The sequence below is a fragment of the Sagittula stellata E-37 genome (assembly GCF_039724765.1).
In the GTDB taxonomy this organism is placed as follows: Bacteria; Pseudomonadota; Alphaproteobacteria; order Rhodobacterales; family Rhodobacteraceae; genus Sagittula; species Sagittula stellata.
Genome location: NZ_CP155732.1, coordinates 69462 through 85598, shown reverse-complemented (window position 1 = coordinate 85598; position 16137 = coordinate 69462). Strand labels below are relative to the sequence as shown.

Below are 16137 nucleotides of genomic sequence, written 5' to 3'. Positions count from 1 at the left end.
TATTCAATACCCCACCGATGCGAATTCCGGCCACGACCGTCCCGGTCCGCGGATCAGGTGTCTTCCGCCGCGGGCAGCCAGACGAGGAATTCCGCGCCGCCCTCTGGCGGGTTGCGGTAACTGATCCGCCCCCCGGCGCGCTGGATCAGCGTTTGCGAGATCGAAAGCCCGAGCCCGGTGCCCTCTGCCTGCTTGGTGGTGAAGAACGGGTCGAACACGGTGTCGAGCAGCTTGTCCGGCACGCCCGGACCGGTGTCGCGCACCCGCAGCGCCGCGCCGGGACGGCCGTCTCGGGGTTCGGCGTTCAGCGTCAGGAAGATCGTGCCGCTGTGCTCCATGGCGTGCACTGCGTTCACCACCAGGTTGATGACCACCTGCTGCATCTCGCCGCCGCCGATGGCCACGCGGGGGGCCTCGTCCAGCTCGGTTTCCACGCGGATGTCGGCGCGGGTCAGGACGTGTTCCACCAAAACGAGGCAGTCGCGCACCACCGGCGCAAGATCCACCGCGCGCTCGGTGCCCGAGAAGTCGTCGGGCCGGGCGAACTGCAGCAGCTTGCCGACGATGGCGTTGATCCGTCCGACCTGCCCGTCGATCAGGTCGATTTCTGTCTGCACGGGTTGCGCGGCGTCGCCCAGCGTCTCGCGCAGGACGTCGAGGTTGCCCTGGATGACGGCCACCGGGTTGTTGATCTCATGCGCGACGCCGGCGGTGATTTCGCCGATGGAGGCAAGCTTTTCGCTCATCACCAGTTGGCGCCAGGTGTCCTCCAGCTTGGCGTTGGCCTCGCGCAGCTCGGCGGTGCGGTCCTCCACCCTCTGGTTCAGCTCGGACGCCCATGCGCGGAGCTGTGTGTCGCGCTCCTGCACCTGATCGAGGAGGTCGTCGAGGTGCCCCGCAACCTGCCCGATCTCGTCGCCGGAGCGGGGCACGGCGTTGCGGGCCGACAGGTCGCCGTCCTGCACCCGGCGCATGGTCCGGGTCATCTGTTCCAGCGGAGCGAAGACGCCCTTGGCCAGCCACAGGAACAGCGGCGCCGACAGCAGCACCACGGCAGCGAAGGCGCCCAGCATGATGGCAAAGGCAGTGCGCTTGGCATGGGTGAAAGGCGCTTCGAGGAACCCGACATAAAGCATCCCCACCGCCTCGCCAAAGCTGTCGTGCAGCGGCAGGTAGCCCGAGATGTACCAGTCGTTCACGACGAAGGCGCGGTCGAGCCATGTCTCCTGCGCGTCCAGCACCTGCCGGCGGACCACGGCAGACACCCGCGTGCCAAGCGCGCGCACGTCTTCGAAAAGCCGCACGTTGGTGGACACCCGCACGTCGTCGAGGAACAGCGTCGCGGTGCCCTGCCGGTCGCCGCCGGTGACGGCGTTGAGGTAGACCAGCGCGTTGATCGTGTCGATGAATTGCAGGTTGCGGTTCAGGAGGATGCCGCCCACCAGCGCGCCGTCGTGGCCGGGCAGGCGGACGGGGGTGGCGGCGTGGACGACCATGCCGCGGTCCTCCACCGTGCGATCGGTCGGCACGGCGGCGCGGGTCGGGATCAGCTCGATCCGGGCGCGGGCGGCGAGATCCGGCGAGAAGGCGGCCAAGGTCTCGGCGTCGAACAGGTCTATGGCGGTGGCGGGCTTGCCCTTCAGCGCACTGTCGATCACCGGCCAGTCGGAGGACTGCCCGCCGGGCAGGTAATACAGGATATCGAGCCCGAGCGTCCGCCGCGTGTCGTCGAGGTAAGCCGCGAACGCATCTTCGGAGGCGTTCAGTACCTCGGCGAAGCCGACGCTGTCCGCCACGCCGGACAGGTCCTCTCCGGTCGTGGTCATGATCCGGGCCAGGTATTGCTCGGCGATGCGCAGGTCGGATTCGACGTTTGCGATCAGGACCTTGTCATAATCCGCCGTCCAGCGCGTCATGCCGAACAGCAGCAGGAGCGGCGTCAGGACGACCAGCGGCGCCAGCGCAAGGAACAGCAACCGCACCCGGATGGAACGCAGCGGGCTGCGCCGGGGGGCGGCGGCCCGAGTCACTCGTCCAGAGAGCCGTGCACGGCGAACTGGTCGAGGTCGGCGTCCTCCGGGTCGATCACGCGAAAGACCTCGCGCACGCCGGCGTCGGTCAGGTCGCGCATGACCGTCAGCAGGGTGTTTGGCGCGTGTTCCTCGCAGAGGTCGGCCATGTGGAAGATCTCTTCGCGGGCGACGGGGCGGGCGGCATCGACCGAGGGCGCGCCGTAGTAGGTGACGAAGTGCTGTGCCAGCTTCACCTCCAGGTCCGCGATCTCTTCGGGGGTGACGGGGGTGACGGCGACGAAGGTCACGCGCCCGCCGGTTTCCAGCCCCAGCCAGCCGTTGGTGAAGGCCTGCCGCTGCTTGCCGGTCAGGTCTGCCTCCGTCCAGTCGGAGAACTCGAACCCGCCCGAGACGCACCATTCCCCGGTGCGCGCGGGGTTGGCAAAGACGTATTGGTCGCTTTCGTCCACATGGATCGCGCGGGCGAGGTTCATGGCGTGTCCTCCAGCAGGGTGGTGAGGGGGATCAGGTGGGTGCCGTCCGCGTCCCGCAGGAGCATCCCGAAGTCTTCGTCGACACCGAGGAAGGTGCCGGTGCGGCCGTCCTGCGCCGTCTCGTCGCCGACGCCATGCGCCAGCCCGCGCCATTCGGCGGCCAGCGCGCGGGGACCTGCGTCTTCCCACTTGGCGATCCAATTGAGCGTGTGGCGGGCCCAGGCCTCGACCAGCATGCCGGGATCGACGTCGGCGCAGCCTTCCGCGTACAGGGCGGTGCGGTCGGGGTCGGTGCCCGTGTCCTCCGTCAATGGCAGGAGCACCAGTTGCCAGGCGATCACCAGCCAGTCGGGCACGGACTCCGGATCGGTACCGGAGGCGAAGGCGCGCATCTGACCGCAGAGCGCGCCATTGACCCGCAGCCCGCTGTCCCAACCAAGGTGCACCGCCACCTCGGGCGGGGCGAGAGCGCCAAGCGCGTTCTGGAAACCCACACCGCAAAGGGGCAGCATGGTCATCGCCTGCGCCAAAGGCACCTCGGGGGCAAAGACCAGCGCGGCGCCCACCTGGTCCGACGCGACGCGGTAGGTGATGAGGCCCGCGTCCACCCCCTGGATCGCCCGCAGGATCGCCGTCTCTGCCGGGTCGCCGTCGACCTTCTCGCCGAACATGGCCGGGGGGAACGCGAGGTCGCTCATGCCAGCGCGCCCTTGATGAGCGCGGTCGCCACCGCGTGGAAGGCCTGCGCCTGCGGGCTGTCGGGCTGGCTGACCACGATGGGCGCCCCGCCGTCCGACGCCAGCCGGATCTGCAGGTCGAGCGGCACCTCGGCCAGCAGCGGCACGCCCAGTTTGGCGGCCTCTGCCGCGACGCCGCCATGGCCGAAGACGTGTTCCTCGTGCCCGCACTTCGAACAGATGTGGGTCGACATGTTCTCGATCATCCCGAGGATCGGGACGTTCAACTGCTTGAACATGTCGATGCCCTTGCGCGCGTCCAGAAGCGCCACGTCCTGCGGGGTGGAGACGATCACCGCGCCGTCCACCTGCGCCTTCTGGGCCAGGGTCATCTGCACGTCGCCGGTGCCGGGCGGCAGGTCGACGATCAGCACGTCGAGCGCGCCCCATTGCACCTGCATCATCATCTGCTGCAGCGCGCCCATCAGCATCGGGCCGCGCCACACGACGGCCTGGTCCTCGTTGGTCATGAGGCCGATGGACATCATCGTGACGCCGTGGTTGCGGAGCGGCAGGATCGTCTTGCCATCGGGCGAGGCGGGGCGCCCGGACACCCCCAGCATCCGTGGCTGGGACGGGCCGTAGACGTCGGCGTCCAGCAGGCCCACGCGTTTGCCCTGCTGCGCCAGCGCGCAGGCGAGGTTGGCGGACACCGTGGACTTGCCCACGCCGCCCTTGCCGGAGGCGATGGCGATCAGGTGGTCGACGCCGGGGATCTTCTGCGGGCCCTGCGGCTTCGGTTTCGGCTTGGCGCCGAGGCCGGGGGGCGGGGCATCGGCGGTCACCGCGATATGGACGTTGCCCACGCCGGCGGCGGCCAGCGCCTCTTCGGCCTTCGTTTTGACCGGCTGCCACTTGTCGGCCTGTCCCGGCGGCACCTCCAGCACGAAGCGCACGCCGCTGTCGGCCACGCCAAGCGCACGGACCACGCCGGCGGCCACGATGTCCTCGCCCGAGGGGGCGGAGACGGTCTTCAGGATCTCCAGGATCTCTTCACGCGAGGCCAAGGTTTACTCCTGCCCCTTGATCTCGCCCGTGACCTCGTGGGTCAGGCCAAGCTCGGGAATGGTGATGACGGCCTTGACCGGGAAGGATTTTCCGGCGGTATCGGCGTCGCGCATCGCCTCTTCGATGGCCTGCTGCGAGGTCACGCCGACCTGCTTGAGGAATTTGCGCATGGACATGTTGAATTCGTCGCTCATTGGATCGCTCCCTGAGTTGTTGACGCATGGCGCGCCCGGCCCATAGGCTGGACTTCATGCGTGTCTGGTTGTTGATACTGGCCCTTGCCGTGCTGCCCTTCAAGGCGGTCGCACAGGATCGTGCCGTTCGTCTTTTCGCGCCGGAGCCGCTGGTGGCCTCCGGCCTGCTGGATTACATCCTTCCGCGCTTCAAGCTGAAGACGCAGGTGAAGGTGGAGGTCGTCGATGACCCGGCCGCCGCGCAGGTCGTGCTGGGTGCGGACGGCACGCCGCTGTTCGAGGGCGCGGGTGCGGTCTGGTCGATGCAGGTCACCGATCAGACGGAGTGGACCGCGAAGCTGACGGACTGGCTGACCGGAGAGGTCGGGCGCAACACGGTGACCGCCTATGCGCCGGAGGGCGAGGCGCTGTTTACCCTGCCCAAGCAGAAGGAACGCGAGGTCGCGGCCTTCGTCCCCGACGGCGACGCCGCACAGGGGCTGGAAATCTCGCGGGTGAAATGCGGGCGCTGCCACGCGGTCGAAGAGGGCGGCGCGTTCCGCAGTATCGGCTCTACCCCCAGTTTCATGGTCATGCGCGCCTTTCCGGACTGGGTCGACCGTTTCATGGGGTTCTATGCCCTGAACCCGCACCCGGCCTTCACCCAGATCGAGGGTGTCTCGCCGCCATTTGACGAGGCGCGGCCAAGCCCGATCGTCCCGGTCGAGATGACGCTGGACGAGATCGACGCCGTGCTGGCCTATGTGTCGACGATGCAGGCCGCCGACCTTGGCGCGCCGCTGGATTCCCGCTGACATCAATGGTCGCGCCGCTTTGACAGGTAGTCTTCGGTGGTACGCGGACGCGGGCGCGGCTTGCTGGCGAAGGGATTTTCGTCGGAGTGGTACTGCGCGTTGATCCGGCAGTCGTCGCACATCTGCACCATGCGCAGGCGGTCGCCCGCGAACATCGAATGCGACTGCAGCTTTTCGGTGATCTTCTCCACCGTCGACTTCACGCCGAAGAGCTTGCCGCATTCGATGCAGGCAAAGGGCTCCTCTTCCTTGAGGACACGCTGCGTCAGGGCGGCGGGCGTCAGGTCGAGTTGCGGCTGAAGGCTGATCGCCTCCTCCGGGCAGACGTTGGCGCAGAGGCCGCATTGCAGGCAGGCGTCTTCCTGAAAGCGCAACTCGGGCCGGTCGGGGTTGTCGCCAAGCGCGCCGGACGGGCAAAGCGACACGCAGGACAGGCAGAGTGTGCAGGCGTCCTGATCGACCAGCACGGCACCGTAGGGCGCGCCTTCGGGCAGCGGCAGGGTCTCGGCCACCGGGTTCAGCGCCCGCGCCGCCTGCCGGGTGATCTGGCGGCGGGTGCCCATGGGCCGGACGTGCGCGGTGTCGAGCGGGGCAGGGGCTTCGGCCCTATAGAGCGTATCGGAGAGGACTTCGGGGTCCGGCGTGTCGATCACCGTCACGCGGGTCGCGCCGCCGATGGCACCGGCCAGCGAGACCTGCGGGCCGATTGCCTCCATGTCCGCCTTCGGACCCGGCAGCAGTGCGACGGATGCGAAACCGGCGGCCAGGGCCGCCACGATCTCGGCATGACCGAAGACGCCGACCTTGGGCAGCTCCAGCGGGATCACGTCGGCGGGCAGGCCGGTGTGGTGGCGCGCGGCGAGGCGGATCATCTCGGCGCCGTGGTCGTCGTGGACCAGCAGGCGCGGCGCGCTGCCGCCCGCGTCGAGGAAGGCCTTCGCCAGCGTCTGGACGCGACGCATGGTCAAGTCCACCGGCGGAGCGTCGTAGCTGATCGCCCCGGACGGGCAGACCGCCGAACAGGCACCGCACCCGGCGCAGATCAGCGGATCGACGGAAACATGTTCGCCGTCCGGCGTGATCGCCCCTGTCGGGCAGAGGTCGAGGCATCGCGTGCAGCCGGTCTGCTCGGCCCGGGAATGGGCGCAGAGCAGCGGCTCCATCCGGACGTGCATCGTCTTCTCGAAGGTGCCGGTCAGGTGCGACGCGGCGAGGATCGCGGCAGAGACGGCAGGGGCATGGCCGGGATCGGCGCGCAGGTAGCCTTCGCGCTTCTCGTGCGCCGGGAAAAGGGGCGTGTCGCCGCGCAGGTCCAGCAGGATATCGCACTGAGAGGCACCGCCGTCGCGCGGTTCGGTCAGGGTGAAACCGCCGCGCCCGCCGGGTTCGATCATGCGCAACGCGTCGATCACCACCTCGAAATGTCCGAGCGCCCCCTTGGCCCGGCGCAGCCGGCCGGTGATGACGTCGAAGGCGCGGGTGTCGGGGATGTCCGACCCGGGCGGCAGCAGGACGGTGACGCCAAGGTGATCCTTGAGCTGTTCTGCGGCGGCCAGCGCGGCGTCTGCCGGGCCGACGATCAGGCACAGCCCCTCTGAGATCACGTCGATGGTCTTTTCCGGCGCGGCGGGCAGCATGGCCTCTGCCACCAGCGCGGACATTTTGGCCACCTTGGAGGCCGGATCGGCGCTCCATCCCACCCGGTCACGCAGGTCGAGCGTGGGCGGCGCGGGCAGGTCCAAGTCCTCTGCGAGGGCCTCGAACACCCGGGCCTCCTGGGTGCAGCAGAAAATTGTGTCACCCTGCGTCAAGGCTTCTGCGGCACGGGGCAGCTCGGTCGTGCAGAGCGCCGAACAGGGGCGGCGTACGTCCAGCCCGGTGGTGCGCGACAGGGCCTCTGCGTCGATCTGCTGTGTGCCGAGACAATCGCATGTAATCAAGGACTTGATCATGGTTTTCCTCCCGTGGCGGGGGCCGGTTCCGGGCCTGCCCGAACGTCGCCGCAGCCGGTAGCTACACATGATTCGAAGGCGCCCACAACCGTTTTCCCGGCGCGCTTCGGGGCAGGGTCGTGCGCCTCGGGCCACGATTTGTGCGGGGTGATTCGCGCGTTCACGGATTGCCACTTTTCTTAGCAAAACACTCAAGATGGACTAGTTGGCCAAGCGCGTTTCCCGCCACCCGGAGGGCTGGTCAAAATGACCGGGACAGGGGTTTGGGATACTGTTGTGCACGAAATCGCTTCACCGATCCGCGAAGCTGCGCGAGGGTGGAGGCAGGGAGATTTCACATTGATCCACAATCCGAATGCCTACCTAACGATGCCGGTCGGGGTCGTCCTGAGACGGACTCCGGGTGTGACGCGTTGGGCAAAGTGGCACTGGACGGCGGCTGCCGTGTTGCCCGGGGCCGGACCGGCGGAGTGGAAGGAAATGCGCCGCGAGGGCGAGGCGGTGGAATACCACGCCGCGACCCCGGTTCTGGAACTGCATGGCGCGGAAACCGAAGCCTACCTTCAGGCCCTCAGCGACGAAGTGCCGAGCCTTTACGTGGTGATGCGCGAGGCGGGCGGCGGGCCGCAGCCCTACGAGGTGCTGAAAGTGACGGCCTCGCCCTACGAGGCGCAGGATTACACCGACAGCGGTAACGAACTGGTGGAGAAGGTGCCGATGCCGCACGGGCTGGTGGCCTGGATCCGCGAGTTCATCGAGGCGCATCACCAGGACGAGGTCTTTGTGAAACGCAAGCGCGACAAGAAGCGGATCGACCTTGTCGAGGACGGGATCGGGGACGCGCGGATCGCGAAGCCGGGCGACATCTATGCCTCGCCGACGCTGAAGCGGAGGCGGTTGCAATGAGCGCGTTCAGGACACTTGGGCATCGGTTGCCCGCCCGCAGGCGCGGGGATCTGTCATGAGCGGGTTCTGGGAAAAGCGCCGTGCCGCCGTTGCGGCAGAGGCCCGCGCCGAGGCGGAGGCGCGCCTCGACGCGGAGCGCGCCGCCGAGGAGCAGGCGCTGGCGGAGAAGACCGACGAGGAGCTTCTGGCGGAAGCCGGGCAGCCGTTGCCGGAAGACCTCGAAACCGCCGAACAGGTGCGCGACTTCATGAAGTCGGCGCTGCCGCAGCGGCTGAAGACACGCGCCCTGCGCAAGCTTTGGCGCACCAACCCTGTGCTGGCGAATCTCGACGGCCTTGTGGACTACGGCGAGGACTACACCGACGCCGCCCGTTGCGTGCCGGACATGAAGACCGTCTATCAGGTGGGCAAGGGCATGTTCGACAAGGTGGTCGAGGCCGCGAAGGAGGCCGAAGCCAAGGCCGCACAGACCGCCGGGACGGCGGAGCCCGCCGAGGAAGAGGATGACACGCCCGCGCCGGAGCTTGTCTCCGTCCGCGAACCCGCGCCACTGCCGGACCCGCCGACGCAGCTTGCGATGGCAGAACCGGAAAGCGACGCCGCGGAAGCGGAGACCGGGGCGGAAACACATGACAGCGAAGACGCCTTGCCCGCCACTGCGCGGCGCATGCGTTTCGTATTCGCAGAGACGGAAGGACAGGCATGACCGCAGCACCCGCCCCGAAGATCGCCGAGGAGGATCGCCTGCGCGCGGACCTCTACAATTTCCTCGGGGTCATCCTTTCCGGGCCGCCGGACGAGATGCTGCTGGCGCAGACCGCGTCGCTGTCCGGCGATGCGACGCCGCTTGGCGAAGCGATCTCTACCCTGTCGAAGATGGCGAAGGTGACGAAGCCCCGCAGTGTCGTGACCGAGTACAACAAGCTGTTCATCGGCCTCGGACGTGGCGAGTTGCTGCCTTATGCCTCTTACTACATGACCGGCTTTCTGAACGAGAAGCCGCTGGCGCTGTTGCGGCAGGACATGACGGCGCACGGGCTGGCCCGGGCCGAGAACGTGTTCGAGCCGGAAGACAACATCGCCAGCCTGATGGAGATGATGGGCGCGCTGATCGTCGGCCGCTTTGGTGCGCCTGCCTCGCTGGACGCGCAGAAGACCTTCTTCAACAAGCACATCGCGTCTTGGGCCGGACACTTTTTCGGTGACCTCGAAAACGCCAAGGGATCGGTGTTCTACGCCCCCGTTGGCACCATCGGGCGCACTTTCATGGAGATCGAGGCGGAAGCCTTCCGCCTTGGCTGAGCCGGCGGGGCCTGCGGGTCCCGTCAGACGAGCGGCGCGGGGGACGCGCCGGAACCCACAGAGGAGCAAGACATGTCAGAGAAAGCAGCGTCCCGGCGCGACTTCCTGAAACTGGCCGGAACCGCCGCGCCCGCTGCCGCCGTGGCGGTCGCCACCGCCGGCACGCAGGCCGAAGCAGCCGAGCCGGATCTGTCGTCCGACCGGATGCAGGACACGGTGCACACCCGCGCCTACTTCGACGCCGCGCGGTTCTGATCCGCGCCCCTGCGCTGGCCCCGGCCATGCGCCCCGCTGACGCCCCCGCCGGGCGTGGCACCCCGCTGGTGGAACAACTGGTTGCGTGAGGCCCGACCGTTCCGCCTTCACCGCTCTGCGCCTCTTGCGCCGGGCACTGTCTTTCGCACCGGAAGGTGCGTTGAGGGAGAGAGACACATGCTTAGGAAAAAGACCAACGGGGTTGCGCGACGCCCCCAGCGGACTTCGATCCTGTCCGAGGTGGCAAAGACCTCGGTTGACCGGCGCGGATTCCTCCGCGGGTCCGGTCTGGCGATCGGCGGCCTTGCCGCGATTGCAGCGACCGGAGGAACCGTCCAGCAGGCCAGTGCCCAGACCGCGGCAACCGGCAAGGTGGACCTGAAGAAAACCGTATGCACCCACTGTTCGGTCGGATGTACCGTCATGGCTGAGGTGCAGGATGGCGTCTGGACCGGGCAGGAGCCCGGCTGGGACAGCCCGTTCAACCTGGGCTCCCACTGTGCGAAGGGCGCCTCCGTGCGCGAGCACACCCACGGCGAACGCCGCCTCAAGTACCCGATGAAGAAAGTCGGGGGAGAATGGGTCCGTATCAGCTGGGAAGACGCGATCAACGAGATCGGCGACCAGATGATGACGATCCGCGAGGAAAGCGGACCGGATTCCGTCTACTGGTTGGGCTCGGCGAAGCACAACAACGAACAGGCCTACCTGTTCCAGAAATTCGCGCGTTACTGGGGGACGAACAACGTCGACCACCAGGCGCGGATCTGTCACTCGACCACGGTCGCGGGTGTTGCCAACACCTGGGGCTACGGCGCGATGACGAACTCCTACAACGACATCCATAACTCCAAGGCGATCTTCATCATCGGCGGCAACCCGGCCGAGGCGCACCCCGTCTCGCTGTTGCACGTGCTGCGCGCCAAGGAGCAGAACAACGCCCCGCTGATCGTCTGTGATCCGCGATTTACCCGGACGGCGGCCCACGCGGACGAATACGTGCGCTTCCGTCCCGGCACCGACGTGGCGCTGGTCTGGGGCATCCTGTACCACATCTTCGAGAACGGCTGGGAAGACCGCGAATTCATCCGCACCCGTGTCTGGGGCATGGACCAGATCCGCGAGGAAGTGGCCAAGTGGAACCCCGAGGAAGTCGAGCGCGTGACCGGCGTGCCAGGTTCCCAGCTTGAGCGGGTGGCGCGGACGCTGGCGAACAACCGTCCCGGCACCGTGATCTGGTGCATGGGCGGCACCCAGCACACCACCGGCAACAACAACACCCGGGCCTACTGCATCCTTCAGCTTGCGCTTGGGAACATGGGTGTGTCCGGCGGCGGCACCAACATCTTCCGCGGCCACGACAACGTGCAGGGGGCGACCGACCTTGGCGTCCTGTCGCACACGCTGGCAGGCTATTACGGTCTGGCCAAGGGCTCGTGGCAGCACTGGACCCGCGTCTGGGGCGAGGACTTCGACTGGCTGAACGGTCAGTTCGCCAAGATGCCCGGCGCCGACGGCAAGGACAAGGATCTGATGTACGAGACCGGTATTCCGGTGTCGCGCTGGATCGACGGTGTCCTTGAAGACGCCGAGAACATGGACCAGCCCAACAAGGTCCGTGGCATGGTCTTGTGGGGCCACGCGCCGAACTCTCAGACCCGCATGGTCGAGATGAAGAAGGCGATGGAGCTTCTGGACCTCCTTGTGGTGGTGGACCCCTATCCGACCGTGTCCGCCGTGCTGCACGACCGGACGGATGGCGTCTACCTGTTGCCGGCGGCGACCCAGTTCGAGACCTACGGTTCGGTCACCGCGTCGAACCGCTCGATCCAGTGGCGCCAGCGCGTCGTGAAGCCGATCTTCGAATCGAAGCCCGATCACGAGATCATGGGCCTGTTCGCCAAGAAGTTCGGTTACCATGACCGTCTGTTCCGCAACATCGCGATTGAAGAAGACGGTGTGACCCCGAACATCGAGGACACGCTGCGCGAGATCAATCGCGGCATGTGGACGGTCGGCTACACCGGCCAGTCTCCGGAGCGCCTGAAGCTTCACATGGAGAACCAGCACACCTTCGACCGCACCACGCTGCGCGCGGTGGGCGGGCCTGCCGACGGCGACTATTACGGTCTGCCGTGGCCGTGCTGGGGCACAGCCGAGATGAACCATCCCGGTTCGCCCAACCTCTACAACATCGACCTTGCGGTGAAGGACGGCGGCCTGCCGTTCCGGGCCCGCTACGGTGTGGAGCGCAACGGCGACAACCTGCTGGCGGAAGGCGTCTTCAACCCGGGCTCGGAAATCCAGGACGGGTATCCGGAGTTCACCATGCAGATGCTGATGGACCTTGGTTGGGACGCGGACCTGACGGACGAGGAAAAGTCCACCATCGAAGCGATTGCCGGACCGAAGACCAACTGGAAGACCGACCTTTCGGGCGGCATCCAGCGGGTCGCGATCGAGCATGGCTGCGCGCCCTACGGCAACGCCAAGGCGCGCTGCGTGGTCTGGGAATTCCCCGATCCCGTGCCGATCCACCGCGAGGCGCTGTATACCAACCGGCGCGACCTGGTGGCCGACTATCCCACCTACGACGACCGGAAGTTCTACCGTCTGCCGACCATGTATGCGTCGATCCAGAAGCAGGACTTCTCCAAGGACTACCCGATGATCCTCACCTCCGGCCGGTTGGTCGAATACGAGGGCGGCGGGGACGAAACCCGGTCCAACCCGTGGCTCGCCGAGCTGCAGCAGGACATGTTCGTCGAGATCAACCCGCGCGACGCCAACAACCTCGGTGTGCGTGACGCGGCCATGGTCTGGGTCGAAGGTCCCGAAGGCGGCAAGGTCAAGGTCAAGGCGATGGTCACCGAACGGGTGGGCGAGGGCGTGGCCTTCATGCCCTTCCACTTCGGCGGCTGGTATCAGGGCGAGGATCTGAGGTCGAAGTACCCCGAAGGGGCGGACCCCATCGTCCTGGGTGAATCCACCAACACGGCGCAGACCTACGGCTACGACTCCGTCACGCAGATGCAGGAGACCAAGGCCACCCTCTGCAAGATCATGCCGGCATAAGGAGAGAGAAACATGGCAAGAGCGAAGTTCCTCTGTGACGCCGAACGCTGCATCGAATGCAACGCCTGCGTCACCGCCTGCAAGAACGAGCACGAAGTGCCGTGGGGCATCAACCGTCGCCGCGTGGTGACCATTCAGGACGGCCAGCCGGGCGAACGCTCGATCTCGGTCGCCTGCATGCACTGCTCGGACGCGCCCTGCATGGCGGTGTGCCCGGTCGACTGCTTCTACCAGAACGAGGAAGGCGTCGTCCTGCACTCCAAGGACCTGTGCATCGGCTGCGGCTATTGCTTCTACGCGTGCCCCTTCGGTGCGCCGCAGTATCCGCAGGCGGGCAACTTCGGGTCGCGCGGCAAGATGGACAAGTGCACCTTCTGCGCCGGTGGTCCCGAGGAGAACAACTCCCAGGCGGAGTTCCAGAAGTACGGCCGTAACCGGATCGCGGAAGGCAAGCTGCCGATCTGCGCCGAGATGTGTTCCACCAAGGCCCTGCTGGCGGGCGATGGCGACGTCGTGTCGGCCATCTACCGCGAGCGCGTGGTGGCCCGGGGCTTCGGCTCTGGCGCCTGGGGCTGGGGCACGGCCTACGACCAGAAGGGCGGCTGATACCGCCGGCCAAAGGGAAGGGCGGGTGACGCCCTTTCATGCGTGGGCCGGACCAATGTCCGGCCTACATCTGCACCATTACGGCGGGGCCCTCGCGGCCTCGCCCTTTTTGCCACGTACCGCAGGCGGTCCCGTGGCCGATGGGGTTTGACATGACGACTGAACGTTCGAGCGGCTTCGTCGCCTTCATACTCGTGCTGCTGGCCATAACGATCTTCTCGTTCTGGATGGCACCGGGTCCGCGCATCGACGAAACCGAGGCAGAGCTGGCCGCGGCCCGGCAGGATACCGGCGGCGCGCAGACGCTGGAGGACATCCTGCGGCGGCAGGAGGGCCTGCCGATCAACGACGACTTCCGGTCGAACAACACCGGGGGCGATGCCGTGCCGCCGCCGAACCTCGCACCGCTCGGCACCTCGTCCGATCCGGACCTGTGGCGCGCGCTGCGCTACAACAAGGCGGACGTGACCGTATCGACGCACCGGCCGGTGGGCGAAGTGCTGATGCAGGACGGCGGCATGAGATGGCTGAGCCTGCGCGACGGGCCGCTGCGCACGTATGGCGGCTGGCTGCTGCTTGGGACCATCGGCCTTCTCGCCGTGTTTTTCCTGTTCCGCGGCCGTATCCGGATCGAGGGGGGCAAAACCGGCAAGACGGTTACCCGGTTTCACGCCTTCGAACGCTTCACGCACTGGATGACCGCCGGGTCCTTCGTGCTGCTGGCGTTCACCGGGCTTTTCACTCTGTTCGGGCGCAAGTTCCTGATCCCGGTTCTGGGCCACGACGCGAACGCGACATGGCTGACCGTGTCGAAGTACATCCACAACAACGTGAGCTGGGCTTTCATGCTGGGGATCGTCTTGGTCTTCATCCTGTGGGTCGCGCACAACATTCCCAACAAGCTGGACATCATCTGGTTCAAGCAGGCGGGCGGCATCGTCGGCGACAAGCACCCCCCGGCGAAGAAGTTCAACGCGGGTCAGAAGCTGATCTTCTGGTCGGTGATCCTGTTCGGTGCGTCGATCTCCGTTTCCGGGCTTTCGCTGCTGTTCCCCTTCGACCTGCCGCTGTTCTCGAAGACCTTCCTGCTGCTGAACGACCTCGGTGTTCCCGGCCTTTTCGGGATGGACGCGCTGCCCGTGGCACTTGCTCCGCAGGAAGAGATGCAGCTTGCCCAGCTTTGGCACGCCATCGTTGCCTTTGTCCTGATGGCGATCATCATCGGCCACATCTACATCGGCTCTATCGGGATGGAGGGCGCCTACGACGCCATGGGGTCCGGCCAGGTGGACGAAAACTGGGCCGAACAGCACCACTCCATCTGGTACGAGAAGGTGAAGGAACGCGAAGCCGCGCGCGAGGGCAGGGCGCCCGAACGGGCGACCCCGGCGGAGTGATGCGCTGGCTGGCCATCCTGTGCCTTTGTGCCTCGGCTGCAGGGGCGCAGGAGTTCACCACCCTGAAGGGGCACGGCGGCCCGATCATGGGCATCGCCGCCTCCGGTGACCGCGTGGTCACCGCCAGCTTCGACAACTCCGTCGGTGTCTGGACCGGTGGCGTGCCCGACTGGAAGGAAGGCCACGAGGCGGCGGTCAACGCGGTTGCCTTCGGGCCGGATGGCGCGGTGATCTCCGGCGCGGACGACTTCACCGTTCGGCTTTGGGGCCAGGACGGCACGTCCCGCGTCCTCGGCACCCACAAGGGCAAGGTCACGGCGCTGGCCGTGTCCCCCGACGCGCGCCTTGTCGCCAGCGCCAGCTGGGACGGGACCGTCGGGCTTTGGTCTTTGTCCGGCGATACGGACGGGCGGTTCCTGGACGCGCCCGGCGGGGTGAACGCCGTTGCAATGGACGACAAGGCGCGCCTCTGGGCCGCGACGTCGAATGGCTTCCTTGTGCGTTACGACCTGATCGAGCAGACCGCCGACCAGATCGTGAGCCACGGCTTCGGCATCAACGAGATCGTCGTGACCCCTGACTGGATCGCCTACGGCGCGGTCGACGGGGTGACGCGCGTGATCGACCACGAAGGCGGGCAGATCGCCGATTTCACCCTCGACCGCCGCCCGATCCTCGCCATGGCCTACCACGCCGGGACCGATCAGCTCGCCGTCGGCGACGGCCACGGCTACATCATGATGGTCGACACCGCCGATTGGCAGATCACACGCGACTTCCGCGCCACCCGCGAAGGGCCGGTCTGGGCGCTGGCGTTCTCGGACGACGGGACAAGGATATGGGCCGGCGGCCTCGACGATGTGGCTTTCGGCTGGCCGGTCGAGGCGCTCGACGCCTTCGATCCGGGCATCAGCGGCGACCGCAGCTTCCTGCGCGACGCGGCGACCATGTCGAACGGCGAACGGCAATTCATGCGAAAATGCTCGATCTGCCACGCGCTGGAGCCGGGTCCGTCGCGCAAGGCGGGGCCGACGCTGCACGGCGTGTTCGGACGGCAGGCGGGCACTGTGCCGGGCTACACCTATTCCGACACGCTCGACGGGTCCGACATCGTCTGGACGGACGACACCATAGATGCGCTGTTCGATCAGGGGCCGGATCACTATATTCCCGGCTCCAAGATGCCGATGCAGGTGATCGCGGGGGCGGACGACCGGGCCGACCTCATCGCATTCCTGAAATCGGCCAACGACACATCCGGCAAGGAGGCTGGCAAATGAAGGCAATGCTGATGGGATTTGTCGCGGTGGCCGTGATCGGCGTGGCGGCGCACTACGGGCTGGAGGCGTTGGGCGACACCACCGCAGCGCGCCAGACGACCGGCGAAAGCGTCCGGCTCGACTGA

At 67.0% G+C, this 16137-nt stretch carries 16 protein-coding genes; 10 read left to right on the top strand and 6 right to left on the bottom strand.

Features of this window, described 5'->3' with window-relative positions:
• Window positions 1-53: 53 nt before the first annotated feature.
• Genes ABFK29_RS24680 through ABFK29_RS24660 form a run of 5 tightly spaced genes read right to left on the bottom strand, consistent with a single transcriptional unit; the run spans window position 54 to window position 4445 of the window.
• Entirely contained in the window at window positions 54-1997 is a 1944-nt protein-coding gene (locus tag ABFK29_RS24680) for a sensor histidine kinase (protein ID WP_040605251.1), read from the bottom strand.
• A gap of 29 nt (window positions 1998-2026) precedes the next feature.
• Window positions 2027-2506: a DUF6505 family protein gene (locus tag ABFK29_RS24675; RefSeq protein WP_005864102.1), complete on the bottom strand. Its 480-nt coding sequence runs from the start codon at window positions 2504-2506 to the stop codon at window positions 2027-2029.
• A complete protein-coding gene (locus ABFK29_RS24670) occupies window positions 2503-3204 on the bottom strand; it encodes a biotin/lipoate--protein ligase family protein (RefSeq protein WP_005864100.1) in 702 nt (233 codons plus the stop codon). Before ABFK29_RS24670 ends, ABFK29_RS24675 begins: the two co-directional genes overlap by 4 nt.
• Window positions 3201-4250, bottom strand: coding sequence for an Mrp/NBP35 family ATP-binding protein (locus ABFK29_RS24665; protein ID WP_347100739.1), 1050 nt, complete (start codon window positions 4248-4250; stop codon window positions 3201-3203). Before ABFK29_RS24665 ends, ABFK29_RS24670 begins: the two co-directional genes overlap by 4 nt.
• A gap of 3 nt (window positions 4251-4253) precedes the next feature.
• Window positions 4254-4445, bottom strand: a complete 192-nt coding sequence (locus tag ABFK29_RS24660) for a DUF6494 family protein (protein WP_005864029.1) — start codon at window positions 4443-4445, stop codon at window positions 4254-4256.
• A 26-nt stretch (window positions 4446-4471) separates the two neighbouring features.
• Here ABFK29_RS24660 and ABFK29_RS24655 point away from each other — a divergent pair, with 26 nt between their 5' ends.
• On the top strand, window positions 4472-5239 hold the full coding sequence (locus ABFK29_RS24655; protein ID WP_005864027.1) for a hypothetical protein: 768 nt from the start codon (window positions 4472-4474) through the stop codon (window positions 5237-5239).
• Window positions 5240-5241: 2 nt separating this feature from the next.
• Here ABFK29_RS24655 and ABFK29_RS24650 read toward each other — a convergent pair whose 3' ends face one another.
• Entirely contained in the window at window positions 5242-7191 is a 1950-nt protein-coding gene (locus ABFK29_RS24650; RefSeq protein ID WP_005864025.1) for a 4Fe-4S binding protein, read from the bottom strand.
• A gap of 369 nt (window positions 7192-7560) precedes the next feature.
• Here ABFK29_RS24650 and ABFK29_RS24645 point away from each other — a divergent pair, with 369 nt between their 5' ends.
• The 9 genes from ABFK29_RS24645 to ABFK29_RS24605 all read left to right on the top strand — a co-directional run bounded on the left by ABFK29_RS24645 (window position 7561) and on the right by ABFK29_RS24605 (window position 16137).
• On the top strand, window positions 7561-8097 hold the full coding sequence (locus tag ABFK29_RS24645) for a DUF3305 domain-containing protein (protein ID WP_040605235.1): 537 nt from the start codon (window positions 7561-7563) through the stop codon (window positions 8095-8097).
• A gap of 55 nt (window positions 8098-8152) precedes the next feature.
• Complete coding sequence (locus ABFK29_RS24640) at window positions 8153-8803, top strand: DUF3306 domain-containing protein (protein WP_005864021.1); 651 nt, start codon at window positions 8153-8155, stop codon at window positions 8801-8803.
• Window positions 8800-9399, top strand: a complete 600-nt coding sequence (locus tag ABFK29_RS24635; protein WP_005864019.1) for a TorD/DmsD family molecular chaperone — start codon at window positions 8800-8802, stop codon at window positions 9397-9399. The genes ABFK29_RS24640 and ABFK29_RS24635 overlap by 4 nt, the downstream gene beginning before the upstream one ends.
• 72 nt (window positions 9400-9471) lie before the next feature.
• On the top strand, window positions 9472-9654 hold the full coding sequence (locus tag ABFK29_RS24630; protein WP_005864017.1) for a twin-arginine translocation signal domain-containing protein: 183 nt from the start codon (window positions 9472-9474) through the stop codon (window positions 9652-9654).
• A 177-nt stretch (window positions 9655-9831) separates the two neighbouring features.
• Window positions 9832-12729 (top strand): formate dehydrogenase subunit alpha, encoded by a 2898-nt coding sequence (locus ABFK29_RS24625; RefSeq protein WP_005864015.1) that lies wholly within the window; start codon window positions 9832-9834, stop codon window positions 12727-12729.
• Between the two features lie 12 nt (window positions 12730-12741).
• A complete protein-coding gene (gene fdh3B / locus ABFK29_RS24620; RefSeq protein ID WP_005864014.1) occupies window positions 12742-13335 on the top strand; it encodes a formate dehydrogenase FDH3 subunit beta in 594 nt (197 codons plus the stop codon).
• A gap of 152 nt (window positions 13336-13487) precedes the next feature.
• Window positions 13488-14732 carry a formate dehydrogenase subunit gamma gene (locus ABFK29_RS24615; RefSeq protein ID WP_415857474.1) on the top strand — a complete coding sequence of 415 codons (1245 nt, stop codon included), beginning with the start codon at window positions 13488-13490 and terminating at the stop codon, window positions 14730-14732.
• On the top strand, window positions 14732-16012 hold the full coding sequence (locus ABFK29_RS24610; protein ID WP_005864010.1) for a c-type cytochrome: 1281 nt from the start codon (window positions 14732-14734) through the stop codon (window positions 16010-16012). The genes ABFK29_RS24615 and ABFK29_RS24610 overlap by 1 nt, the downstream gene beginning before the upstream one ends.
• A complete protein-coding gene (locus ABFK29_RS24605) occupies window positions 16009-16137 on the top strand; it encodes a hypothetical protein (RefSeq protein WP_005864008.1) in 129 nt (42 codons plus the stop codon). The genes ABFK29_RS24610 and ABFK29_RS24605 overlap by 4 nt, the downstream gene beginning before the upstream one ends.